Below are 24,450 nucleotides of genomic sequence, written 5' to 3' on the forward strand. Positions count from 1 at the left end.
CCGGGTGTGGCCACCGATAAGCCGTTCATTCCGACTCCATATGCGGATAGCGGTAATCGGTCGGTGGCACGAAGGTTTCCTTCAGTGTGCGGGGCGCGACCCAGCGCAGCAGGTTCAGATACGACCCGGCCTTGTCGTCGGTGCCGGACGCGCGCGCACCGCCGAAAGGCTGCTGGCCGACCACCGCGCCGGTCGGCTTGTCGTTGATGTAGAAATTGCCCGCGGTGAAGCGCAGCGCGGTGGCGGCCCGGTCGATCGCGGACCGATCGCGGGCGAAGACGGCGCCGGTGAGCGCATAGGGCGCCGCCGAATCCACTTCCGCCAGTATCGAATCGAAGGCTTCGGGGTGATCGTCGTCGTACACGTACACCGCCAGGATCGGGCCGAAGTATTCGGTGGTGAACGCCTCGTCGCGCGGGGTATCGGCCAGGAGCACGGTGGGCTCGACGAAGAAGCCCTCGCTGTCGTCGTAGGTGCCGCCCGCCGGTATGCCCAGACCGGCCGCGCGGGCCCGCTCGATCGCGGCGACGTTCTTGTCGTAGGCGCGCCGATCGATCACGGCCCCACCGAAATTGGTCAGATCGGCCACGTCGCCGTAGCTCAGTTCGTCGACCTCGGTGAGGAAATCGTCGCCCATCTCCCGCCACAGCGAGCGCGGAATGTAGACGCGGGAGGCGGCCGAACATTTCTGTCCCTGATATTCGTAGGCGCCGCGAATCAGCGCGGTACGCAAGGCGTCCGGATCGGCCGAGCGGTGCGCCAGAACGAAATCCTTCCCGCCGGTCTCCCCCACCAGCCGCGGATATCCGTGGTAGTGGCCGATATTCGCGCTCACCCGCTGCCACAGGTGCCGGAAGGTGCGGGTCGAGCCGGTGAAGTGGATGCCGGCCAACCGCGGATCGGTCAGCGCGGCCTCGGACAGCTCGATGCCGTCACCGGTGACCAGATTGATCACCCCCGGCGGCAGCCCGGCCTCCTCGAGCACGCGCATCGTGTAGTACGCCGCCAGCGTCTGCGTGGGCGAGGGCTTCCACACCACGGTATTGCCCATCAGCGCGGGCGCGGTCGGCAGATTCCCGGCGATCGCGCTGAAGTTGAACGGGGTGATCGCGTAGACGAATCCCTCGAGCGGGCGATAATCCATCCGATTCCACACGCCCGCAGACGATTCCGGCTGCTGCGCCAGGATGTGGCTGGCGAAGGCGACGTTGAACCGCCAGAAGTCCACCAGCTCGCAGGGTGCGTCGATCTCGGCCTGATACGCCGATTTCGACTGCCCCAGCATGGTCGCGGCGGCCACCGTCTCCCGCCACGGCCCCGCCAGCAGGTCGGCGGCCCGCAGCAGCACCGCGGCGCGCTCGGTGAACGGCAGCGCGCGCCACTTCGGCGCGGCGGCCGTCGCCGCCTCGATCGCGGCGCGGCCTTCCTCCTGAGTCACATCGGCGTAGGTGCCCAGCGCGTGCTCGTGCCGATGCGGCATCACGATCTCGGAGCGGGGCCCGGTCCCCGGCCGATGCTTGCCACCGATCACGAGCGGCACATCGACCGTTCGCCCGGAGATTTCGGCAAGTTTGCCGATCAGTAGTTCTCGTTCCCGGCTCCCCGGCGCATACGAGTGAACCGGCTCGTTCGCCGGAGTCGGGACAACCGTGACAGCGTCCATAACGCCAGGCTAGTCCCGCATCGGGGCGATGCCGCGGTAAACCGACGAGTACGACGCGCGTCGCGTCGCCGGTTGATTGCTGAGGAAACCGAGGCGCGGCCCGGCCGCCGTCTCAGGCGGACAGCCGGACCGCCGCGGCCGCGATGCGCTCGTCGGTCGCGGTCAGGGCGATGCGCACGTGCTCGGTGCCGGTGGGGCCGTAGAAGTCACCGGGTGCGGCGAGGATGCCGCGCTCGGCGAGCCAGTCCAGCGTGGTGCGGCAGTTCTCGCCGCGCGTGGACCACAGGTACAGGCCGGCCTCGGAGTGGTCGATGCGGAAACCCGCCTCCTCCAACGCCTTTCGCAGCACCTCGCGACGGGCGCGGTAGCGTTCGCGCTGCTGCGCCTCGTGCCGGTCGTCGGCCAATGCGGCGGTCATCGCGGCCTGGATCGGGTACGGGACCATCATGCCGGAATGTTTGCGCACCTCCAGCAGCTCCCGGATCAACTCGACGTCGCCGGTGACGAAACCGGCCCGATAGCTGGCCAGATTCGACGTCTTCGACAGCGAGTGGATGGCGAGCAGACCGGTGTGGTCGCCGTCGCTGACGCGCGGGTCGAGGATGGATACCGCCTCGGAATCCCAGGTCAGGCCCAGATAGCACTCGTCGGAGGCGACGATCGCGCCGCGTTCGCGGGCGAAGGACACCACCTTGCGCAGATGGTCGATGCCGAGCACCCGGCCGGTGGGGTTGGACGGCGAGTTCAGGTAGATCAGCGCCGGCGATTCGGGGCCGAGCCGAGTCATGCCGTCCGCCCGCAGGATTCGCGAACCCGACAGCAGCGCACCCACCTCGTAGGTCGGATACGCCACCTCCGGAATCACCACCAGATCGGCCGGGCCGAGGCCCAGCAGTCGCGGCAATCCGGCGATCAGTTCCTTGGTGCCGATCACCGGCAGCACGGCGTCGGAGCCGATGCCGGACATGCCGAAGCGGCGCGCGACCGCCGCCACCGCGGCCTCCCGCAGTTCGGGAGTGCCGTAGGTGGCGGGATAACCGGGGACGCCGGCGGCCGAGTCGAGCGCGGCGCGGATCAGCGGGTCGACCGGGTCGACCGGTGTGCCCACCGACAGGTCGACGATGCCGTCGGGATGCGCCGCGGCGCGAGCCTTGGCCCCGGCGATGGTGTCCCAGGGAAAATCGGGCAGCAGACTGCTGACCCGCACGCGATCGCGGATCACCGAAACGCTACCTACTCGTTCGCCATCGGCGGCAGCGCGGCGATGAACGGCACGTCGTAGTCGGTCTTGCCGACCTTGGTGGCGCCGCCGGGCGAGCCGAGGTCGTCGAAGAAGTCGACGTTCGCGTTGATGTACCCGCTCCACTGGTCCGGGGTGTCGTCCTCGTAGAAGATCGCTTCCACCGGGCACACCGGCTCACATGCACCACAGTCCACGCACTCGTCGGGTTGGATGTACAGCATGCGATTGCCCTCGTAGATGCAGTCCACGGGGCATTCCTCGATGCACGCCTTGTCCTTCACGTCAACGCACGGTTCAGCGATGATGTACGGCACTGCCGTTCTCCTAGTCTGTCCTTGCCTGCGGGACACTTCCGCCCGCGCAACAGTATCCCGGGGACTCACATTACAACTGGTCAGCCTTGCCTAACTTGTCGATCCCGACGGGATGCGACACACCGTCTCCGGCGCTGTTCGCCGACCCGGTCCGGCAGTGTCCGATTCGCCGGTCCGGCGGGTGTCCGATTCGCCGGTCCGGCGGGTGTCCGATTCGCCGGTCCGGCGGGTGTCCGATTCGCCGGTCCGGCGGGTGTCCGAATCGCCGGAGCCGCCGATGTGCGCGACGCCCGCCTCCGAAGTTCCGCGGCGCGGGTCCGGAGGCGGCGCCGACGAATCAGCCGACGGTCAGCGGCAGGGCCGACACCTGGTGTTTCGGTATCCCGTAGGTGGTGGTGCGCTCCCGCACCGGGCGACCGATCCCGGCGCCGATCTCGACCAGTTCGGCCACCGACTTCGCCGAGCCGTGCTCCGACCCGGCCATCCGGGAAATGGTCTCCTCCATCAACGTACCGCCCAGATCGTTGGCGCCGCCGTTGAGCATCACCTGGGTGCCGGTGATGCCCAGCTTCACCCAGCTGGTCTGGATATTGGCGATGCGCCCGTGCAGCATGATGCGGGCCAGCGCGTGCGCGGCGCGGTTGTCCCGGATCGTCGGCCCCGGCCGCGACGCGCCCGCCAGATACAGCGGCGCGCTCTGGTGTACGAACGGCAGCAGCACGAATTCGGTGAACCCACCGGTCTCGTCCTGGATGCCGCGCAGCACTCGCAGGTGGCCGACCCAGTGCTTCGGATTGTCGACGTGGCCGTACATCATCGTCGAACTCGACGGAATGCCGAGTTTGTGGGCAGTGGTGATGACGTCGATCCACGCCGAGGTGGGCAGCTTGCCCTTGGTGAGCACCCAGCGCACCTCGTCGTCGAGAATCTCCGCCGCGGTGCCCGGAATCGTGTCCAGCCCGGCCTCTTTCAGCGCCGAGAGCCAATCGTGCACGCTCTGCCCGCCGCGCGAGGCGCCGTTGACGATCTCCATCGGGCTGAACGCGTGCACATGCATCGACGGCACCCGCTTCTTGACCGCCCGCACCAGATCGGCGTATCCGGTGACCGGCAGGTCGGGGTCGATGCCACCCTGCATGCACACTTCGGTCGCGCCTTCCACATACGCTTCCCAGGCGCGTTCGGCGACCTCGTCGGCGGAGAGGGTGAAGGCGTCGGCATCGCCCTTGCGCTGCGCGAACGCGCAGAACCGGCAGCCGGTGTAGCAGATGTTGGTGAAGTTGATATTGCGGTTCACCACGTAGGTCACATCGTCGCCGACGGTGTCGCGGCGCAGCTGATCGGCCAGCGCGGCGATGGCGTCGAGTTCCGGGCCGTCGGCGGTGGCCAGCGCCAGGTACTGGTCGTCGGTGAGCCCGGCCGGATCCTGCTCCGCGGCGCGCAGGGCGCTCAGCACGTCGGTGTCGAGCTTCACCGGCGCGCTGAGCGAAAGTACCTGTTCCCGAACAGTTTCCCAGTCGCCGAAGGCGCCGAGGCCGTCGCTGTCGAGCCCGGAATCGCTGCGCGACTCGGTATTGCGGCCCTCGGTGTCGATGGCGGTGTTGAGATCGACCCGGCCCAGCGACTCCCAGGACTGGTCGGGTTCCTGCCACGGGCGACCGGACGGATTCACGTCGCGGGCCAGGCCGGTGCGCGAATCGGCCAGTGCGCCAACATGTCCCAGCACGCGCGGGTCGATCCAGGGATTGCCGGCGAGCACATATTTCGGATGGGCCGTGAGCCGCTCGGTCAGCACATAGCCGGCCTGTGCGGTCACCTCGGCGAGCACCTCGAGGTTCGGCCACGGCCGCTCCGGATTCACATGGTCCGGGGTCAGTGGCGACACCCCACCCCAATCGTCGATACCGGCATCGATCAGGGCCCGGCACTCGTCGAGCGACACCAGATTCGGCGGGGCCTGAATCCGCATCTTGGGCCCCAGCAGCAACCGGGTCACCGCGATGGTGGCGCGGAACTCCGCGAGATCCGCATCGGGGGTGTCGCGCATGGCGGTATCGGACTTGGCCAGGAAGTTCTGCACGATCACCTCCTGCACATGCCCGAAAGCCTTGTGCGACTTGCGGATCGCCAGAATCGAGTCGACGCGCTCGGCGTAGGTCTCCCCGATGCCGACGAGGATGCCGGTGGTGAACGGGATGCTCAACCGTCCAGCATCGGTGAGGGCACGCAGCCGGACCTGCGGATCCTTGTCCGGGCTGCCGTAATGCGCCTGACCGCGCTCGGTGAACAGGCGCTCGGAGGTGGTCTCCAGCATCATGCCCATCGACGGGGCGACCGGCTTGAGCCGTGACATCTCCGCCCAGCTCATCACCCCGGGATTCAGATGCGGCAGCAGGCCGGTTTCCTCGAGCACCCGGATCGACATGGCGCGCACGTAGTCGAGCGTGGAATCGTAGCCGCGCTCGTCCAGCCACTGCCGCGCCTCCGGCCAGCGGTCCTCCGGGCGATCACCCAGCGTGAAAAGCGCTTCCTTACAACCCAATTCGGCGCCCTTACGGGCGATCTCGAGCACCTCGTCGGGTTCCAGGTACATGCCGTGGCCCTCGGCGCGCAGCTTGCCGGGCACCGTCACGAACGTGCAGTAATGACATTTGTCGCGACACAGGCGGGTGAGCGGAATGAACACCTTGCGGGAATAGGTGATGGGCAGGGTGTCCCGGGAATACGTCTCCCGCAACCCCGCATCCCGCACCCGCGCCGCGGACGCGGCCAGATCCTCGAGATCCGCACCGCGCGCGTGCAGGAGCACCACGGCCTCGTCGAGATTGAGCGTCGCCCCGTCGCGCGCACGCCGCAAGGCTCTGCGCATGGCCGAAGAACTCGGCGGAACGGGCGGTACACCAGGAGTCGGTAGCCCAGTGTGCGGTTGTTCGTTCACGCCGTCGATCATGCGCCAACCATCCGAGTGTTCTCCCTTCGGTGCCCTGTGACGTGAGACAACCCGGGGGCAGGCGGGGGTTATTCCTGCATCCGTCGATCAGTTTCGCGGCGGGAATAATCCGCCACTCGCCGCGCTGGTGGAGGCGTCGCGGCACTTTCGCCCTCTCCCGGGGCCGTCCCGAGGGCCGCGTTCCATGTCACGATGGCTGGTATGACCCGGTCGCCGGAAGTCTCGCCCGCGCGCACGATATCGGCCGCTCCGGCGTGGCGGCCCAGTCGGCGGGCACCGCTGTTGTGGGCGGCCGGGCCGGCGATCTTCTGGGCGTTCGCGCTGGTCGGTGAGCTGGTGTGGGTGGTGCTGGACGGCTCGCATCGGGGGTGGGCGCTCGCTCTGGTGGCGGCGACGGTGGTCGCTGCGGGGTTCGGCGTCGGGGTCGTGCCGGTGTGGCGGTACGCGGTGCATCGGTGGGAGGTGACCGACACCGCGGTCTACACGCGGACGGGGTGGTTCAACCAGGAGAGCCGGGTTGCGCCGATTACGCGGGTGCAGACGGTGGATACGCATCGGGGACCGTTGGAGCGGATGTTCGGGTTGGCGACGGTGACGGTGACCACGGCGTCCTCGGCGGGCGCGGTGCGGATCGCGGCGCTGGATCTGGAGGTCGCCGACCGCACGGTGAACCGGCTGACCGATATCGCGTCGATTCATCGGGAGGATGCGACGTGAGTGATCCGCGGGTGGGGGCAACCGCCGACTGGCGCCGGCTGGATATGCGGATGCTGCTCGTGCATCCGGTGCGGGAATTGTTCAAATACATTCCCGTGCTGCTGGGTGCGGTAATCGTGGGGACCCAGAGTGGCGGGCCGGCGTGGAGTCCGGTGGCGGTCGCGGTGGTGATCGTGGCGTTCGCGTTGACGCGGTGGTTCACAACCAGTTACCGGATCGGCGCCGATACCGTGCAGCTGCGCCGGGGCTTGCTGCAGCGACGGACCCTGACCGTGCCGCGGACCCGGATTCGGTCGGTGGACGTGCACGCGGACCTGATGCATCGGCTGCTCGGATTGGTGGTGCTCGTCATCGGCACCGGGCAGCACGCCGATCGGGAGAAGCGGTTTCACCTCGACGGGGTGGATGCGCGGCAGGTTCCCGAACTGCGGGCATTGCTGTTGCGGCCGGCGGAGAATACGCAGCCGGATACCGCCGGCGCAGCCGGCGCTTTCGGAGGGGATTCCGGGCCTTTCGGTCGCACGGCCGCCCTCGCCGGTAACCAGGGAACCGAGCCCGAGTATCTCGAGCGGAATGCCGAAAGGACGACCGAAGCCACCCGAACGCCTCGCTCCGACGCGACCGGCAGTAGGTCAGCGGACGCCACCGCACCTCCAGACCATTCGAGGAGAACCGACCAGGTCCACAACGGGATCAGTGCCGGACGGGCCGCACTGCAGCGAGCCTTGAACGGCGGCGAATCCGGCGCGCTCGCGGACGACGCGATCGAGATCGGGCATTGGCGGCCGCGCTGGGTTCGGTACGCACCGCTGTCGCTGACCGGCCTGGCTATCGTCGGGCCGGTGATCGGCTTGGCCGCGAAGGTCGGGGTCGCCGATGTGCTGGTGCATTCGCAAGCCGTGCAGGACTTGACCGAGCACAGTGCGGTTTTCATCGCCCTCGCCGTGACGGGTGCGGTCGTGGTGCTGCTGGTGATCGCGGCCATTGCGGCGTGCATCCGATATCTCACCACGTATTTCGGTCTGCGCGTGCTCGACGACGGCACGGCGTTGCATATCCGCGGCGGCCTGTTCACCACCCGCCAGACCACGCTCGATCTCTCGCGACTGCGCGGTGCGACCGTCAAGGAACCCCTGCTCCTCCGCTTGGCCGGCGGTGCCGAACTCGAAGCCATCATGACCGGCACCAGCCCGCGTCAGAAGCTGCTCCCCCAGGCCCCGCGCGCCGCCGTCGACCGCACCCTGGCCCAGCTTCTCACCAGCCGTTCTCGTCGCGAAACCGCCGCGAGCGAACACGCTGCGCCACAACAACTCTGGGACGACCTGGCAACCGCCGCTGCTCCCGCATCGGTAGCACTCGAACAGCACGGCCCGCGCGCGCGACGGCGGCGCTACACGCGCGCCTTCATTCCGGTGTGGATCCTTCTCGCCACTTTCGCCGCGATAGTCTCTGCCGGACTGCATGTTCCACCGTGGGCATGGGTCGTTCCGGCGATCGTCGCGCTCTTTGCTGCGGCGCTGGCACACGATCGATATCGCGGACTGGGGCATGCGGTGATCCCGTCGGACGGCGCGCGTCCGGTCTGGCTGATCACCCGGCGCGGATCGCTGGATCGCGACCGTGACTGCCTGGAGGCGCCGGGTGTGATCGGGTGGACCGTGCGGCAGACCTTTTTCCAGCGGCGGGCGAGACTGGCGACCGTGATCGCGGCCAGCGCGGCCGGGAAGAAGAAGTACAGCATCGTGGATCTGCCCATCGAACGGGCGTGGGCGCTGATCGACCAGGTGACGCCCGGGCAACTGGGCGTGCGTGCGGAACACGAGACGACGCCCGTTCCGACACCGGACTCCGCATCGGACGACGCCGTCGCGAAACTGCGCGCAACCTGACGCCGACGCTCGGCCGCGGCGCCGATCACCGAACTGCATGTAACCGGCAGTTCTCCCGAGAAAACTCGGCGTCGAACCCCGAAAATGTGCCATATCCGCATGTATGTGACAGATAAGTAAGCGCGGATTCACTCATCGTGATACAACTCACCCCAGTGTTGTGAAAGGTGAGCTTTTATGGATCCGACAGCGAAGCAGCGCGCAGCCCTGGGCCTGATCTGCGATACGTTCACACCGGGCGACGGGCTGAGTTTGCCGTCGGCGACCGAATTAGGTTCCGTGGCTACGGTTTTCGACATCCTGAGCCGCAACCCGCGCCCCTCCGAGGCGAAACAGCTCGCCACCCTGCTCGATCTGTGGGATTCCCGATTGGCGGGGGTACTGCTCGGCAACCGGGGCCGGCGCTTCTCGGCGCTGACCCCCGACGAACGCGAGCGCACCCTCCTCCGTCTCGGCGATTCCCGAATTGCGCTGAAGCGCACGCTGTTTCAGGCGCTCAAGCAAGCCGCTCTGCTGTCCTACAACGTCACGCCGGGCCCTACGGGTAGCCACCCGCTGTGGAAGGCCATCGACTACCCGGGCCCGCCCGGCACGCTCGTCTCGGCGCCGGCACCCGCCCTGTCCGTGCTGCGTCCGACCGCAGCGACCACACTGACCTGCGATGTCGTCATCGTCGGTTCGGGGGCCGGCGGCGGCACCGCCGCCGCCGTACTGGCCGAGGCGGGTCTCGACGTCATCGTGCTGGAACGCGGAAACTATTACGACGACCGGGATTTCGGCACCGGCGAGCTCGATGCCCTGCTCAATCTGTACGCCCCCGGCCCGCCCGCCACCAGCGAAGGCCAGATCACCCTGGTCGCGGGCACCTGCCTGGGCGGCGGCACGGTGGTCAACTGGAGCACCTCGCTGCGCACGCCCGACGAGGTGCGCGCCGAATGGGCCGGACTCGGTGTGCCGCAGTTCGCGCAGGACGAATTCACCGCCGCCCTCGACGCGGTGACCGGCCGTCTCGGCGTCAACGACCGCCACTCTCCGCTCTCGGCGCGCGACAGCGTGCTGGAACGCGGCGCCACCGCTCTGGGCTGGCATATCGACACCCTGCCCCGCAATGTCGGCGACGCGTGCGACGCCGGGGTCGAATGCGGTCGCTGCCCCTACGGCTGCCGCGTCGGCGCCAAGCAGTCGGTCACCAAAACCTGGCTCGCCGATGCCGCCGAGCACGGCGCCCGGTTCGTGGTCGACGCGAACGTGCGGCGCATCCTCGTGAACAACGGTCGCGCCGAGGGAGTCTCGGCCGTGAGTTCGAACGGCACCCCGATCGAGGTGCGGGCCCGCGCCGTGGTCGTGGCCGCCGGTGCGGTGCAGACCCCGGCGCTGCTGAAGCGATCGGGTCTGGGCAACAAGAACATCGGTAACTATCTGCGACTGCATCCCGCCGCGGCGGTCTTCGGCGTCTTCGACGAGCCGATCCGGCCGTGGGAGGGCGGTATGCAGGCCCGGATCAGCCGTCAGCACCGCGATCTGGACGGCAACGGCTACGGCGTCATCTACGAGACCGGTCCCATCCATCCCGGCATGGGCGTCGGTTTCATGAACTGGCGCGGCGCGGCGGCCTACCGGACGAATCTGCTGGAGCTGAACAAGTCGGTGGCCCTCGGAGTGATCACCCGCGACCGCGACCACGGCAGTGTCGGCGTCGACAAGAACGGCGAACCGGTGGTCTCCTATCGGCTCTCCGACCACGATCGCGGCCATCTGCACACCGGAATCACCGGCGCCGCACAGATTCTCGAGGCCGCCGGGGCACGCCGCATCTATTCCGGCCAGCAGGCCGGCCCCGCCTACGAGCCCGGACGCACCGGGTCGCACGCCGAATTCGCCGCCGCGTGCGCCGCCGCCGGCTACGAACCCGGGCAGTGCGCGATGGGCGCGCTGCACATCATGGGTTCGGCGCGGATGGGCGGCTCGCCGGACATGTCGGCGGCCGACCCCGACGGCGCCACCTGGGACGTACCGAACGTCGTCGTCGCCGACGCGTCCTGCTTCCCCACCGCGTCCGGGGTGAATCCGATGGTCTCGATCGAGGCGATCGCCCATATGAACGCGAAACGCCTCGCGGCGCGGTTGCGCTGAGCCGTGGGCGGCACTCCGCCGTGTCAGAGCCCGCGAATACCGTCCAGCAGCGCCTGCAGCAGGCCGACGTCGGATGCCTCGTCCTGACGAGGCTGGCGGTATTCGAGGCGGCCGTCGTCGATGAGGTCGCCGATGAGCACCTTCGTCATCGTCAGCGGAAGTTCCAGCCGCGCAGCGACTTCCGCGACCGACTGCGGCGTGCGGCACAATTCCACGATGGCGGCGTACTCGGGTTCGTGGCGGCGCAGCGCCGCGCCCCGGCCGATATCGACCACCAGGGTCAGCATATCCAGCTCCGGCCGGTTGCTGCGGCCACGCCCCTGCGTGACCGCGTACAACCGGACCAGCGGTCCGGCCTCGTCGTCGAACCAGGCGTCACCGTCGTTCACGGTGACTCATCGTCGGTCGACGGCGAGATGTGAACCGACCCGCTGCACGGTCTGGTTCATCGCATACGCGACCATGCCCAGATCGGCGTTGTCCGCGGCCAGCAGGCCCAGGCAGGCGTTGTCCCCCGCGGCGGTGATGAACAGCACCGCCCGGTCGAGTTCCACCATGGTCTGGCAGACACCGCCGGCGTCGAAATGGTGTCCGGCGCTGCGGGCCAGGCTGTGCAGCGCGGAAGCCATCGCGCAGAACCGCTCGGCATCGGAGTTCTCGAGCTCCGAGGAATTACCCAGCAGCAGTCCGTCGGTGGACAGCAGGACCGCGTAGCGCACACCGGTGAGACCCTTCACCAGATCATCGAGCAGCCAGCCGACGTCACTTCGGTTGGGATTAGCCATCTTCACCCTCGTCTGTGTCGAATTGTGATGCCGTGGAGCCGGTTTCGGCAGCGGGTCGGCGGCCCTGCCGAGTGCCCTGCTCGACGGCGCTGATCAGGTTGCGAGCTTGATCGGCGGTGCGTTGCCGAACGGTATTGGAGCCGGCCGCGGGCGTATCGGCGCGATCGGCCGAACGCACCCGGCGCGGCAGCGGCGGGCGGCCCTCACCGGCGCGAACCACGCCCGGAGTGGTCACGGGCGCACCGAACACCCCGGTCGCCGGCGCGGAATCGATGTGCTCCGAGGCCGAGGTGAACCAGGCCGAGCGTCGTGTGCCCGGGTCCGGATCGGTCGCCGGTGGCGTGGACACTTCGGTCACCGGAACATCCTCGGCGACAACCACTTCGGCACGGGCGGCGGAAGCGGTGGTCGCCGGTCCGAGCACGGCGAACTCCCCGGTGGCGGGTCCCGGATCCTCGAACTCCGTACCGTTCACGTCGCCGGCTTCCAGCACCGGCGTGCCGATCAGCACCACCGCGCGCACGCCGCCGTACACCGATTCGCGCAGCTTCACCGAAATGCCGTGGCGGTTGGCCAGTTTCGCGACCACGAACAGTCCGAGCCGGGTGTCGCTCGAGAGTGCGGCCACGCTGAACTCCGGCGGATGCGACAGCATCTCGTTGCGCCGGTCGAGTTCGTCGGCGGTCATGCCCAGACCCTGGTCGACGATCTCCACGGCTACCCCGCGACCCACCACCGCGGCATGCACCTCCACTCGCGCCTGCGGCGGCGAATACGAGGTGGCGTTGTCCATCAGTTCGGCCAGCAGGTGGATCAGGTCGGCGACCGCGGTGCCCATCACCCGGGTGCGTGGAATGCGGCCGATGCGGATTCTGGTGTAGTCGAGGCTTTCCGCGACCGCGCCGCGAATCACCTCGATCAGCGGCACCGGATTGCGCCAGCGCCGGCCGGGCTGCTTACCACCGAGGATGATCAGATTCTCGGCGTTGCGGCGGGCGCGAGTCGCCAAATGGTCGAGCTGGAACAGCAATTCGAGCTGGTCGGCATTCTCCTCGCGCCGCTCGGCCTGGTCCAGCAGCGCCAGCTGACGATGCACCAGCGCCTGGCTGCGATGGGCGATATCCAGGAAGATCGTGTTGATACCGGCGCGGGTATTCGATTCCGCGACCGCGGCCGATACCGCCGCCACCTGCGCCCGGTTGAACGCCTGCGCGACCTGGCCGAGTTCGTCGGAACCGAAGTCCAGCCGCGACACCTCCAGCGGGGCATCCACCGTCTCGCCCGCCGAAACCCGGCGCATGATGTCGGGCAGCCGTTCATCGGCCAATTCCAGTGTGTCGCGGCGCAATCGGCGCATCCGGCCGATGAACCGGTTCGCCAGCACCAGCGAGGCGAGGAAGGCCAGAACCGACACCAGCAACACCGCACCGCCGCCGGCCAGCGATCCGATGGCGGTGCGGTCACCCTGATCCCGCGCCTCGGCATGCGCGTCCCGGCTCTTGTCCTGCCACAGTGTCAGCAGTCCGGACGCGATCTGCGCCGAACCGTCCTGCCAGGCCTGCACGGTCATCGGCAGCGGTTTCGCGGTCTGCCGGGTCGTGCGCGAACGTGTGGTGTCGCCGGCCCGGGTACTCGAGTCGGCATCCTCGGTGGCCGGCGTCGGACCGCGCGCGGCGATCGCATCGGCCATCTCGTTGATCTGAGCCCACGCCGGGCTGTTCACGATCGCGTCGAGCTGATCCGCGCGTTGGCCCTTCAGCACCGAGAGCGAATAGGCGATCTGGCCGCGGAATTCACCCAGATAGTTGGTGTACTGGGTCCACTGCGCGGGCGTCGACGTGTTTGTCACCAGGAACAATTCACCCAGTGTCGTGGCTTCGGACAGCGCCTCCGCGGCCCGCATCACCTGAACGGCATAGCCGAGTTGAACGGCGATGCCGGCATCCGGTGCGACCCGGGCAGCCAGCATCGAGGCATCGATGATCGCCGCGGTGAAACGGCTGAACAGACCGAAAACCTGTTCGGCCGGCGCCTGACCGGAATCGATGCCGCGACGCACCAGCGGCAACTGTGCGAGCAACTGACCGTAGGCGGCGATATCGGCTCCGGAGTTGTCCGGATTCATCTTCTGCGCCTCGTCGCCCTTGGCCGTGAGGGCGGCCAACGCCGCATCCGAGCGCTGCCGCGCCGCCGTCAATTGTGCTGTGGCGCTGGGATCACCCGCCAGTTGCAGCATCGAGAGCCGGCGTTCCTCGCCGAAGGTCTCCATGATGGCGACCGCGGGAGCCGCGGTACTGCTGGCGAGTTCGGCCCACTGCCGGGCATCGCGGCCCGACCGCACCAGATACGACGCCGCGCCCACGCCGATGGCGAGCAACGTGACGCTGGAGATCAGCACGATCGCGAGCAGGCGCACGCGCACACTGACCCGCCCGCGCACACCCCGGCTCATCAGGCCGAGCCAGCGCGAATCCTTTGTGTTCACAGGCAATCCAGGAAGCTTCGACCACTCAACCACGGGTGATCTTCCTGTTGTCGGGCGATGTCCGCGCGCATTCGGATCTCGGCGCACCCGAGCCAACCGGCCAGCTGAGCAACCGGCCCCCACTTCCTAACCACACCGCCCGCCGGGCGGCAGAACCACAGATAACGCCTGAGAGACTAACCGACCCTACGGCCCGCTACAGCGGTTCGCCGATATCTCTTTCCGGCAATGCCTTTCCCGCGACCGGCACCGTTCAGAGCGTGGCGGGCGTGGCCTTCGGACGCAGGAACGCGCGGCGGAACAGATAGAAGCCCACCGGCACGATGCCGCACGCCAGCAGCAGCGGAGAGGTCCACGAATCGGTCAGCAGCACATCGCCGCCGGGCCCGGTGGTGGAGCAGATCAGGAATCCGAACAGCCACGCGATCACCGGCAGCCCCATCGCGGCCGGGCGCGACACGACCACACCCATTCCCCGCACCAGCAGCACGTTCACCGCCGCGGCGACCAGGGCCGCGATCGGGAACGGCGTGGCACCGATGTAGAGCGGCAGATAGAGCACCTCGAGCACGACCGAGAGCAGCCCGTCGAACACCAGCACCGCCGCCAGCACGCCGCCGAGCACCGGCCAGGCATACTTCGACCCGCCGGGCACATACGCGGTCCGGCTGGTCGTCGCGGCCGTCACGGTACCGGCGGGAAGCCGAGCAGGGTCAACAGATGACTCTGCATATCGACGAATCCGTAGAGCACCGACAGGTACAGATCGTGCTGCGCCTGCCAGTTCGGCTTCTGGCTCTCGACGAACGCGACGATGGCGTCCTGCAGGCTCCAGTTGTACATGCCCAGCAGTCTAAGCCGAAGCACCCACGATCAGGCCAGTCCCGGTGCCGGCTCCCACGGTCGATCCAGCCCGGCGAACAGATCGTCCTCGTGTCCGTCCGGGCCCACCGGCCCGAGACGACCACGCACCAGCACGTAGTGCTCCTCCGGCAACACCGGCTGGGCGATACTGTTCGACAGCGCGAATTCGCGGCCCGAGGGCGCGACCGTCACCTGAGTGGCGTGCGCACGCAGGGCGGCGCGCTTGGCCGCCAGCACATCCGAGACATCGATCGTGGTGGTCACGGTCTCACTCGACACACAGGCCAGCTCGCCCACCGCCGGCAACCGCCATCCGCTCGGCAGGGCCCCGGGCAGACGATCGACCGTGCGGCGGGCCAAGGCCTCGGTATGCCGGCGCAGCACGTCGGCGTCGGTCACCGTCCAGTACACCTTCGGTGTGTCCCAACCCTTTTCGGCCGCCACCGCCACCGCGTCCATGGTGACCCGATGGGCACGCATATGGTCCGGATGGCCGTAGCCGCCGCGCGGGTCGTAGCCGACCACCACGCGCGGGCGCAGCCGCAGCAGCGCCTCGCTCAACTCCGCCACCGCGGCCGGCCCGGAATCGACGAAGGCACGCGGGTGCGTCGGCACCAGGGGCTTGGGGTCGGCGGTCGTACCGGTCATACCGGAATCCCGCCAGCGCCCCGCCCCGCCGAGAAAATGCGGCGCCTCGACACCGAGTGCGGCCAGCGCCGCGGTCAGCTCGTGGATGCGGAAGCCGCCCAGCTGATCGGCGTGGGCGCTGGTGAGCTGTTGCCAACGCTCCCCGATGACCTCGCCCTCCTCGCCGAGCGTGCAGGTCACCACGGTCACCGGAACGCCGCGGGCGGCGTAGTGCGCGATGGTGCCGCCGGTGGCGATCGACTCGTCGTCGGGGTGGGCGTGTACCAGAACCAGTCCGCCGGTTGCGGTCACGACAGCCGCCGCCAGGTACTAGCGCCGCCGAAGATCCCGACCTGGATCGAACCGCTCAGCGAAACCCCGTCCATCCGCGAACTCGCCGCGGCGACACCGGTGTCCTGCACGATCGGCAGCACGGTCGCCAGATCCCACAGCTTCGGCTCCGCATCACCGATCGCCTTGGGCACATCCACCCCGCGCAGCGCCGCGTCGATCTGCGGTTGCAGCGAGGGATCACAGATCCCCGACACATTGCTCGGCGCCTTGCGGATGGCATCGAACTGCGAGGTGTCCTCCTGACCGGGCGCGGCCACCGGCGGACAGCCGTACCGCGAGGACAGGATCGTCGCCGGATCCTCACCGGCCCGCTCCCAGCCGACCACCGCGTCCACGGTTCCGTCCGCGAGATCCTTGCCGTAGAGCTCGTCGGCCGGCAGGCTGCGCACCGACGCATCGATTCCGGCGCTGCGCAGCTGGTCGGCGGCGGTGTTCGCGACGGCCAGCGTGGTCTGATCCTTGTCCACCGCGCCGATGCGAATCGTCAGGGTCCGGCCGTTCTTGGCGACCGGACGCGGCTGCGGCGCCGGCGAGGTGGTCGGATTACCCGACGCGGGAGACTCGGGCGCACGGCCGAATCCGGCGTCGGCCAGCAGCCCGAACGCCTGGTCGGGAGACGGCCGCGGCGGGGCCGTCGGCGCGTATCCCGGATCCGAGGACGCCAGAATCTGCGCCCGCACCGGATCCACCCACGCGCCGGTCTCGGCGCCCACCGAGGCCAGCAACGCCGGATCGAGCAGACCCAGCACCGCATGGCGCACCCGCGGATCGGCCAGATCCCCGGAGCGCCCGTTGAGCACCATCTGCATCTCCCGCGCCTGGGGCATGATCGCGGTCCGCACCTGCGGAATCGCGGCCAGCTGCGCCTGCGTCGCGACACCGCCGTGCACCAGCGCCATCTGAGCGTCCCCCGCGCGCAGCGATTCGGCCAGCTGCGCCGGAGTTCCGCCGCGCCGCAACAGAATCTGATCCGGCACCGCCGGAGTACCCCAATAGCGGTCGTTGCGTTCGAGCAGAATCTCCTCGCGGCCCGCGTCGGCCTGCTTCACCCGGAACTGCCCGCCGGAGATCGGATTCTGATCGATCAGCCCACGCTCCACGGCCAGCGCCCGCTGGAAACCACCGGGTGCGTCCTTGAGCAGATGCGAGGGCAGAAGATCCGAAAACAGTTGCCGCCAAGCCGGATACGGCTGACTCATCGTCACCGTCACCGTCTTGCCGCCCTCCGAGGACTTCACATCGTTGATCAACCGGTAGCCCGCCGGATCCACCACCCCGGGCTGGCTGATCATCTGCTGCCACAGATAGCGGAAATCCTCGGCCGCGATCGGCGCCCCGTCCGACCACGACGCCTGATTCTGAATCTTGTAGGTCAGCGTGAACTGATCCGGCTGCGCCGGATCCGACGGCGTCACATCCGCCGACACCATCAACGCCGCATCCGGCACCCAGTCCGTTCCCCCGGGCACGGTCGGCGACGGCACCGGACGAAACGGGCTCGGAAACACCATCGACGCAACGGCATTCGTCGCCGGCGACTGGTTCGACCGCAGATGCGGGTTGAATCCGATCCCGATATCGTCCACCGCCACCACCACCGTGGACTTCGTCGGCGTCGCCGGAGTCGTCTTGGGGCTGTCGGTGCTCTCGATCGGCGGCGGCGGATTGGCGGTGCACGCGGTGAGCACTCCGAGCGCCAGCATCAGCACCAGTACCACGCGCCGCCCTGCACGCATACGAACTCCCGACATCACGGCTTGTACTCTAGTGTTTTTGGCCTTCGCTTCGCTTCGGCGGGGTTTCGGCCCGCCATGGTGAACGGCTCGTAGAGGTATGCCTGGTTGGTTGGTCGGTGATCGCAGAGGTACGCATCTCGGAAGCGCTGATACCCGCAACCACAGAGGCTCACGTCTTCTGGACGTGAGCCTCTGTGCTTCAGCGGTGTGTGCCCTACGCGTTCTGGGCGGCGCGGTCGCGGGCCTTGCGGCGCGACGCCTCACGGCCGCGTTCGGTGGCGCCCAGGATCACCTTGCGCACGCGCACGATCTCGGGGGTCACCTCGACGCACTCGTCGGCGGCACAGAACTCCATGGCGCCCTCGAGGTCCAGCTGCAGCGGCTTGGCCAGGGTCTCGAGCACGTCACCGGTGGCCGAGCGCATATTGGTCAGCTTCTTCTCGCGGGTGACGTTGATGTCGAGGTCCTCGGCGCGCGGGTTGATACCCACCACGTGGCCCTCGTAGGTGTCGGCGCCCGGCTCCACGAAGAACTGGCCCCGGTCGGCGAGCTGAATCATGGCGAACGGGGTTACCGTGCCCGCACGGTCGGAAACCAGCGAGCCGGTGTGGCGGGCGCGGATCTCGCCGGCCCACGGCGCGTAGCCGTCGAAGACCGCGTTGGCGATACCGGTGCCGCGCGTCTCGGTGAGGAAGTCGGTGCGGAAACCGATCAGACCGCGCGAGGGGACGATGAACTCCATGCGCACCCACCCGGCGGAGTGGTTGCTCATCTGGACCATCTTGCCCTTGCGGGCGGCCAGCAGCTGCGTGACCGCGCCCAGGTACTCGTCCGGGCAATCGATGGTCAGCTCTTCGAACGGCTCGTGCACCTTGCCGTCGACCTGCTTGGTGACCACCTGCGGCTTGCCTACGGTCAGCTCGAAACCCTCGCGGCGCATCTGCTCGACCAGGATCGCCAGCGCCAGCTCACCACGGCCCTGCACCTCCCAGGCATCCGGGCGGCCGATATCGAGCACGCGCAGCGACACGTTGCCGACCAGCTCCTGATCCAGGCGCGACTTCACCATGCGGGCGGTCAGCTTGTGGCCCTGCACCCGGCCGACCAGCGGCGAGGTGTTGGTGCCGATGGTCACCGAGATGGCCGGCTCGTCGACGGTGATCCGCGGCAGCGCCACCGGGTTGTCCACATCGGCGAGAGTGTCACCGATCATGATCTCCGGAATGCCGGCGACGGCGACGATATCGCCGGCCACGGCCTCCTCACCCGGCTTGCGCTCGACGCCGATGGTCTGCAGCAGCTCGGTGATCTTCACGGTCTTGACGCCGTCACCGTGCATCCACGCGACGTTCTGGCCCTTGCGCAGGGTGCCGTTGTGGATGCGGACCAGGCCGATCCGGCCGAGGAACGGCGATGCGTCCAGGTTGGTGACGTGCGCCTGCAGCGGGGCCGACGGGTCGCCCTTGGGCGCGGGCACGTACTTCAGCAGCACCTCGAACAGTTCGTCGAGGTTCTCCGCATCCGGCGCGCTGCCGTTCTCGGGGCGCTGGGTGGAGGCCTTGCCCTCGCGGCCGGAGGCGTAGAGCACCGGCAGATCCAGCGCCAGCTCGGCCGCCTCGGACGCTTCGTCGTCGAGGTCGGAGGCCAGATCCAGCAGCAGGTCGTGGCTCTCTTCGACGACCTCCTCGATCCGGGCGTCGGGGCGGTCGGTCTTGTTCACGACCAGGATCACCGGCAGCGAGGCGGCCAGTGCCTTGCGCAGCACGAACCGGGTCTGCGGCAGCGGCCCCTCCGAGGCGTCGACCAGCAGCACGACACCGTCGACCATGGACAGACCGCGCTCGACCTCGCCGCCGAAATCGGCGTGACCGGGGGTGTCGATGACGTTGATCACAGTGACGCTGCCGTCGCCGTGATGACGATGCACCGCGGTGTTCTTGGCGAGAATGGTGATGCCCTTCTCGCGCTCCAAATCACCGGAGTCCATCACCCGGTCGACCGGCTCGGCACGCTCGGCGAAGGCACCGGACTGCCGCAACATGGCATCGACCAGCGTCGTCTTGCCGTGGTCGACATGAGCCACAATGGCGACATTGCGGAACTCGACAGACGACACGTTGAATCCTCCTGCTGAATGAATGGGTTGCGGCCGACCCGCGCCGTAGCGGGTCCGAACAAGGCAGGTGGACTGATCTCACCGGACATGCGGCCAGCTACACAGTACCGAAACCCGGTCGGCCACCGTTTCCGGCATCATGGTTGGTTACCCTGGGCCGCATGGGCAAGGTGAAGGCCAAGGAGGTCGCACACCTCACACCGAAGAAGAAGTGCTGCCGCAAGAAGAAGCGCTGTCTGAAATGCCCTGTCGTGGTCTCGAAGATGAAGAAGTGCCAGGCCGCCGGGGTCAAGGGCAAAGATCTCAAAAAGGCTCTCAAACTCGCGCGTGCGGCCTGAGCCGCGACCGCTGGGGTAGAACCGAAAGTATGAGTACCCCATTGCTCTCCGACAGCGAGATCGCCACTGGGTTGCGCGAACTACCCGCCTGGACCCACACCGGCAGCAGTATCTCCCGAACCGTCGAGGCCCCGTCCTTCATGGCCGGCATCGAACTGGTGCGTCGAGTGGCCGAATCCGCCGAGAAGGTCAACCACCATCCCGATATCGATATCCGGTGGCGGCGGGTCACCTTCACCCTCTCCACCCACTCCGAGGGCGGCATCACCCGCAAGGATCTCGCGCTGGCCGGCCAGATCGACCGCCTCGCCGATCAGAGCTGAACCGGCCTAACCCGCCACCGAACCCGCCGCGACCGCGGGCACCGACACCGGCGTGCCCGGCCGCCCGCGCTGCGCGCCCGCCCAGATGATCCACAGATAGGTCGCGACCACGCCGAAAACGTAGATCGCCCCCAACCAGGCCAAAACCGCCGGGCGGGAGATCTCCCAGATCGTCGGCTGGAAGAAGGTCAGGATCCACGGGATGCCGACCAGCGTGGTCACCAGCCAGAATCCGGCCACCACCCGCGCCCCCGCGATCGAACGCAGCGGACCGTGCACCAGCCACATCATCAGCGGCAGCAACCACACCCAGTGGTGCGACCAGGAGATCGGCGACACCATCAAGCCGAACAGCTGCACCACCAGCAGCACTCCGAGCCGATCGCCGAAATCGACCGCGCGCCAAGCGAACCAGGCCAGCGCCACGGTCAGCAGCACCGCACCCAGCCACCACGGCCCGAACGGGATGCGATGCCCCGCCACATACCAGGGCGCTCCCGCGTCGTGGCCGAGAATGCGGCTCAGCGCCCCGCGCAGCGACTGGTTGACCACCGAACCGACCGGGCCGATGCGGTTGGCGTCACCGATCAGCGGCCCGAAATAGGTCCGGGTCTCCGAGGGCGAGAGCAGATAGCTCACTCCGATCGTCGCCGCGAACACCACCGCCGACCACACCGCGGCCGCCCACCGCCGCTGCGCCAGGAAATACAAACCGGTGATCCCCGGCGTCAGCTTGACTCCCGCGGCCACACCTACCAGCAGCCCCGACAGCCACCAGCGGGCGGAGTACGCCGCCGCCAGCCCGGCCAGCAGCAGGAACACATTCACCTGTCCGTAGTCCAGCGTCGTCCGCGTCGGCTCCAGCCACAGCCCCAGCGCGGTCCACAGCATCGCCGCCGCACGCCGATTCGACTCCGCCGCCGAACCCGGCAAGAGTGCGAAAGCGATCCGCACCGACGCGTACAGCGCCACCACGATCAACCCGAACCACAGCAGCGTCACCAGCCCGAACGGCAGGAAATGCAGCGGATAGAACACCACCGCCGCGAACGGCGGATAGGTGAACGGAAGCGGGAAATTCGGAGTCTTGTCGGCATAGACGAAGTCGTAGAGATGCCCACTGCCCAAATTGGCCGCGCCCTCGACGTATACGCGCAGGTCGACCACGTCGAGCCCGTGTGGAAGCACGAACATCAGCACCAGACGGGCCACGACCGATACGGCCAGAACAGCCCCGGCCACGCGGATGTCGGCCAAACGGAGGTGTCGGGTCACGGGCTGTAATTCTGCCCTCGCTTCCCGGCGTGCGTAGCCCCGGGCATACGTCGCCGATAGGTACACCCTCGGTAGGTCTCGGCCCGCCTCGATTCCGGAGCGACGGAGCGAGGGAGCGCAGCGACCGAGCGGAGGAGGAAAAAATCAGGCCCGAAGGGCCGAGACTCCGCCGAAGCGAAGCGGAGGCCGAAAACACAGGTTATGTTCTGATAACGCGCCGGGCGGGGTGATCGGAATTGCCGAGCGGTGCAGGCAAGATCACACCCATGGCTGTACAACACGGCGGCACTGTCTTTAGAGTGTCGCGAAGCGATGCCCGCATCGCACGATGTTCTCGCATCACATGACGAGGTAACCCCGAGGTTTAAGGACGGCAACACCAGTGCTTCGCACCAGAGGAACGCGGTTCGCATTGTCCGTGCTGGCCCTGACAGCCGGCGCGACACTCGCCGCGTCGACGATCGCGGTTGCCGAACCGGCACCGAAGGCCCAGGCCGTTGATGTTCCGCTGGTCCCGGAGGGCGTTCCGGTCGACGCGATCGCATCGCTGGCTCCGGCCATCGTCGGCGCTGCCGCCCAGGCGGGCAACATCGCCTCGCCGGGCGCTCAGACCATTCTCGATCAGGCGATCCAGCTGCTCGAGCAGTCCAATCTGCCGCCGCAGGTCAAGCAGACGTTGCAGGCCATCGTCGCCTTCCTCAACGGCAGCGGTGGCGGCGGTCCCGAAATCCCGAAGAACGGTCCGGCCATCGCGCAGTTCCTGTACCCGACCATCGGCAAGGACTGCATCAGCCCCGGCTCCGACTCGGTCGGCACCGCGCTCGCGGTTCCGGGTCCGGCCGAACTGCCCCCGCCCGGACCGGCCGCCGGTCAGGCCGGCTTCGTGTTCACCGCGCTGGGCACCAAAGGTCTGACGCCGCAGCAGAATCCGCCGATGACCGTCCAGTGGTACAACCTGGACAACCACCGCGGCGGCACCGTGGCGCTGACCGACGAGGCGCACATCAACCCCGACGGTCCGGCCACCCTGTCGGCCATCGTCGACACCGGCCCGGGTCGCGTCGTCTCGGTGATCGCGGGTTCCCTGACCACCCAGCCGGCCGCCGATCAGGCACCGATCACCTGCTCGTTCCTGCCCACGCTGGGTCTGTTCACGGTGGCGTCGGGCCCCGCCCAGGCCGCGGCTCCGGTGAACCCGGCCGGCACGGTGCCCGCCGCGCACGCGGTGCAGCAGCCCGCAGCGGTACGCCCGCAGAACTGATCTCGAGCTCCCGACGGCCCGGAGAGATGTCGCGAAGGCGACACTCCGGGCCGTTTGCTGTCAATGCGCCGTGGGATGTCCCCGACTGTGGTAGACCGCTAGGTATGTCGACTGCCGATCAGCTCGAACGGTCTGCACCCGCCACGTCGGACACCGGCGCCGTCCGCCGCGGCCGACGTGGGAAAGCCGGGCATTCGGTGATGTCGCGACGCTCCTACCGATCGGTGTTGTCCACCCGATCGCATCGCTCGATCCTGTCGTTCCGATCCGAACGGTCGATCCTCTCGATCGGCTCGGCCTACTCCGTTTTGTCGATCGGCAGCGTCGGATCGGTGCTGTCGGTCGGTTCGGTGGGCTCGTTCTTCAGCCTCGGCTCGGCGTTCTCGGGCCTGTCGCGATGGTCGCTGCTGTCCTGGATGGGCGTGCGCGACGCACCCGAGGCGCGCCCGACACTGACGGTCGTCCCGGACGAACCCGATCTGCTCGCCGACCCCACCTGTCACTGCCAAACGTAGGTAGCTGCCGATTCACCACGCGCTGGTGATCACCACTGCCCGTACTGCGCGGTGAGGATGTTGTTCACATCCACTCCCACGCCGTCGACCGTGCGATCGTCGATCTCGACCTGGTGCAGATTCGCCGCCGGGTGCACGAACCCCTTCGGCGTCCCCCAATTGTGTTGCCAGTACCAGGAACCCAGGCCGGCGACCTTGGCCAGTTCGATGGTCGGCGCATTGGCGTAGACGCCGACATTCTCGTTACCGAGCACCGATTTCCAGCCCTCGAGGTACGGCGCGATGAGGGTGGCGAAATCGACCGGCGTCGGATTGTCGTCGATGGAGGCGTAGATCGGCACCCCGTCCGGGCCGCCGGCCTCGCGGTGCAGCTGCAGACCCCGGTCGGCGTGACGCTTGCCGGCCTCGAGCCCGCCCTTCCAATCCGCGGTGGCACCCTTGCCGAACTGGTAGCACGACACCACGGTGAGCCCGGCCGCGTGCAGCGCGTCGACCTCGCTCGCGCGCAACGGCTTACCCACCATCCATTCCGCGCCCGGACGCCGGTCGGAGACATAGCGAATCGCGCCGGCATGTCCCGCGGCGCGGATCGCCGCCGCGTCGGGCACGCCGCCGGCATAGTCGAGCAGGGTGCCGAGGACGTTGCCGGCGGAGGCGGTCGGTGCGAGGACGGCGGGTGCGAGCGCGGCCAGACCGGCTGCGGTCGCGGCGGCACCGGCATATCCGAACAGGGTGCGGCGGGTCATCGGAACGGAACGCATCGAAAACTCCTTCGCGCTGCAGCGATATAGAGATCTCACCTGATGCCGGCCACCCCGCGGACCGGTGGAAATGCAAGCGTGTCCGGCGCGCCTTCCCCGAC

21 protein-coding genes are annotated in these 24,450 nt (G+C 68.2%); 7 read left to right on the top strand and 14 right to left on the bottom strand.

The features are described from left to right. Positions 1-25: 25 nt before the first annotated feature. From pruA to NE2_RS15115, 4 genes are all read right to left on the bottom strand, one after another. Positions 26-1,663: an L-glutamate gamma-semialdehyde dehydrogenase gene (gene pruA, locus NE2_RS15100; RefSeq protein WP_063026629.1), complete on the bottom strand. Its 1,638-nt coding sequence runs from the start codon at positions 1,661-1,663 to the stop codon at positions 26-28. A gap of 112 nt (positions 1,664-1,775) precedes the next feature. Further along, the gene (dapC, locus tag NE2_RS15105) at positions 1,776-2,882 is read right to left on the bottom strand and encodes a succinyldiaminopimelate transaminase (protein ID WP_063026771.1); all 1,107 of its coding nucleotides are present in this window, start codon (positions 2,880-2,882) and stop codon (positions 1,776-1,778) included. 14 nt (positions 2,883-2,896) lie between these two features. Then, entirely contained in the window at positions 2,897-3,220 is a 324-nt protein-coding gene (fdxA, locus tag NE2_RS36715) for a ferredoxin (protein WP_030514872.1), read from the bottom strand. Positions 3,221-3,557: 337 nt separating this feature from the next. Further along, positions 3,558-6,170, bottom strand: coding sequence for a bifunctional FO biosynthesis protein CofGH (locus NE2_RS15115; RefSeq protein ID WP_084494053.1), 2,613 nt, complete (start codon positions 6,168-6,170; stop codon positions 3,558-3,560). 201 nt (positions 6,171-6,371) lie between these two features. Here NE2_RS15115 and NE2_RS15120 point away from each other — a divergent pair, with 201 nt between their 5' ends. From NE2_RS15120 to NE2_RS15130, 3 genes are all read left to right on the top strand, one after another. Next, positions 6,372-6,887, top strand: coding sequence for a PH domain-containing protein (locus NE2_RS15120; protein WP_063026631.1), 516 nt, complete (start codon positions 6,372-6,374; stop codon positions 6,885-6,887). Next, entirely contained in the window at positions 6,884-8,776 is a 1,893-nt protein-coding gene (locus NE2_RS15125; RefSeq protein ID WP_063909394.1) for a PH domain-containing protein, read from the top strand. The genes NE2_RS15120 and NE2_RS15125 overlap by 4 nt, the downstream gene beginning before the upstream one ends. A 177-nt stretch (positions 8,777-8,953) precedes the next feature. Then, on the top strand, positions 8,954-10,909 hold the full coding sequence (locus tag NE2_RS15130; protein WP_063026633.1) for a GMC family oxidoreductase: 1,956 nt from the start codon (positions 8,954-8,956) through the stop codon (positions 10,907-10,909). Positions 10,910-10,932: 23 nt separating this feature from the next. Here NE2_RS15130 and NE2_RS15135 read toward each other — a convergent pair whose 3' ends face one another. From NE2_RS15135 to typA, 8 genes are all read right to left on the bottom strand, one after another. Continuing rightward, positions 10,933-11,298 (bottom strand): DUF742 domain-containing protein, encoded by a 366-nt coding sequence (locus NE2_RS15135; protein ID WP_030514866.1) that lies wholly within the window; start codon positions 11,296-11,298, stop codon positions 10,933-10,935. A 6-nt stretch (positions 11,299-11,304) separates the two neighbouring features. Continuing rightward, positions 11,305-11,694 carry a roadblock/LC7 domain-containing protein gene (locus NE2_RS15140; protein ID WP_030514865.1) on the bottom strand — a complete coding sequence of 130 codons (390 nt, stop codon included), beginning with the start codon at positions 11,692-11,694 and terminating at the stop codon, positions 11,305-11,307. Continuing rightward, on the bottom strand, positions 11,687-14,179 hold the full coding sequence (locus tag NE2_RS15145; protein ID WP_233429787.1) for a sensor histidine kinase: 2,493 nt from the start codon (positions 14,177-14,179) through the stop codon (positions 11,687-11,689). The genes NE2_RS15140 and NE2_RS15145 overlap by 8 nt, the downstream gene beginning before the upstream one ends. A 253-nt stretch (positions 14,180-14,432) precedes the next feature. Then, positions 14,433-14,867 carry a hypothetical protein gene (locus NE2_RS15150; RefSeq protein ID WP_228817287.1) on the bottom strand — a complete coding sequence of 145 codons (435 nt, stop codon included), beginning with the start codon at positions 14,865-14,867 and terminating at the stop codon, positions 14,433-14,435. Next, positions 14,864-15,022 (bottom strand): hypothetical protein, encoded by a 159-nt coding sequence (locus NE2_RS36260; RefSeq protein WP_167331885.1) that lies wholly within the window; start codon positions 15,020-15,022, stop codon positions 14,864-14,866. The genes NE2_RS15150 and NE2_RS36260 overlap by 4 nt, the downstream gene beginning before the upstream one ends. Positions 15,023-15,052: 30 nt before the next feature. Then, positions 15,053-15,982: an N-acetyl-1-D-myo-inositol-2-amino-2-deoxy-alpha-D-glucopyranoside deacetylase gene (mshB, locus tag NE2_RS15155; RefSeq protein WP_233429788.1), complete on the bottom strand. Its 930-nt coding sequence runs from the start codon at positions 15,980-15,982 to the stop codon at positions 15,053-15,055. Continuing rightward, entirely contained in the window at positions 15,979-17,760 is a 1,782-nt protein-coding gene (locus tag NE2_RS15160; RefSeq protein WP_228817285.1) for an ABC transporter family substrate-binding protein, read from the bottom strand. The genes mshB and NE2_RS15160 overlap by 4 nt, the downstream gene beginning before the upstream one ends. A gap of 214 nt (positions 17,761-17,974) precedes the next feature. Further along, positions 17,975-19,876 carry a translational GTPase TypA gene (typA, locus tag NE2_RS15165; RefSeq protein WP_062965992.1) on the bottom strand — a complete coding sequence of 634 codons (1,902 nt, stop codon included), beginning with the start codon at positions 19,874-19,876 and terminating at the stop codon, positions 17,975-17,977. Positions 19,877-20,037: 161 nt separating this feature from the next. Here typA and NE2_RS36265 point away from each other — a divergent pair, with 161 nt between their 5' ends. Both NE2_RS36265 and NE2_RS15170 read left to right on the top strand, forming a co-directional pair. Continuing rightward, positions 20,038-20,214: a hypothetical protein gene (locus NE2_RS36265; RefSeq protein WP_086006963.1), complete on the top strand. Its 177-nt coding sequence runs from the start codon at positions 20,038-20,040 to the stop codon at positions 20,212-20,214. A 29-nt stretch (positions 20,215-20,243) separates the two neighbouring features. Beyond that, positions 20,244-20,537 (top strand): 4a-hydroxytetrahydrobiopterin dehydratase, encoded by a 294-nt coding sequence (locus tag NE2_RS15170; protein ID WP_030514860.1) that lies wholly within the window; start codon positions 20,244-20,246, stop codon positions 20,535-20,537. 6 nt (positions 20,538-20,543) lie between these two features. Here NE2_RS15170 and NE2_RS15175 read toward each other — a convergent pair whose 3' ends face one another. Continuing rightward, a complete protein-coding gene (locus NE2_RS15175; protein ID WP_084494054.1) occupies positions 20,544-21,878 on the bottom strand; it encodes a mannosyltransferase in 1,335 nt (444 codons plus the stop codon). A 316-nt stretch (positions 21,879-22,194) separates the two neighbouring features. Here NE2_RS15175 and NE2_RS15180 point away from each other — a divergent pair, with 316 nt between their 5' ends. Together NE2_RS15180 and NE2_RS15185 are read left to right on the top strand one after the other, a co-directional pair. Further along, positions 22,195-23,073 carry an Rv1157c family protein gene (locus tag NE2_RS15180; protein ID WP_233429789.1) on the top strand — a complete coding sequence of 293 codons (879 nt, stop codon included), beginning with the start codon at positions 22,195-22,197 and terminating at the stop codon, positions 23,071-23,073. Between the two features lie 200 nt (positions 23,074-23,273). Next, positions 23,274-23,588: a hypothetical protein gene (locus NE2_RS15185; protein ID WP_030514857.1), complete on the top strand. Its 315-nt coding sequence runs from the start codon at positions 23,274-23,276 to the stop codon at positions 23,586-23,588. Positions 23,589-23,617: 29 nt separating this feature from the next. On the opposite strand, the gene NE2_RS15190 is transcribed toward NE2_RS15185, so the two are convergent. Next, positions 23,618-24,349 carry a DUF1906 domain-containing protein gene (locus NE2_RS15190; protein ID WP_063026641.1) on the bottom strand — a complete coding sequence of 244 codons (732 nt, stop codon included), beginning with the start codon at positions 24,347-24,349 and terminating at the stop codon, positions 23,618-23,620. Positions 24,350-24,450 lie beyond the last annotated feature (101 nt).

The organism is Nocardia elegans NBRC 108235 (assembly GCF_001612845.1).
Taxonomy (GTDB): Bacteria; Actinomycetota; Actinomycetes; order Mycobacteriales; family Mycobacteriaceae; genus Nocardia; species Nocardia nova.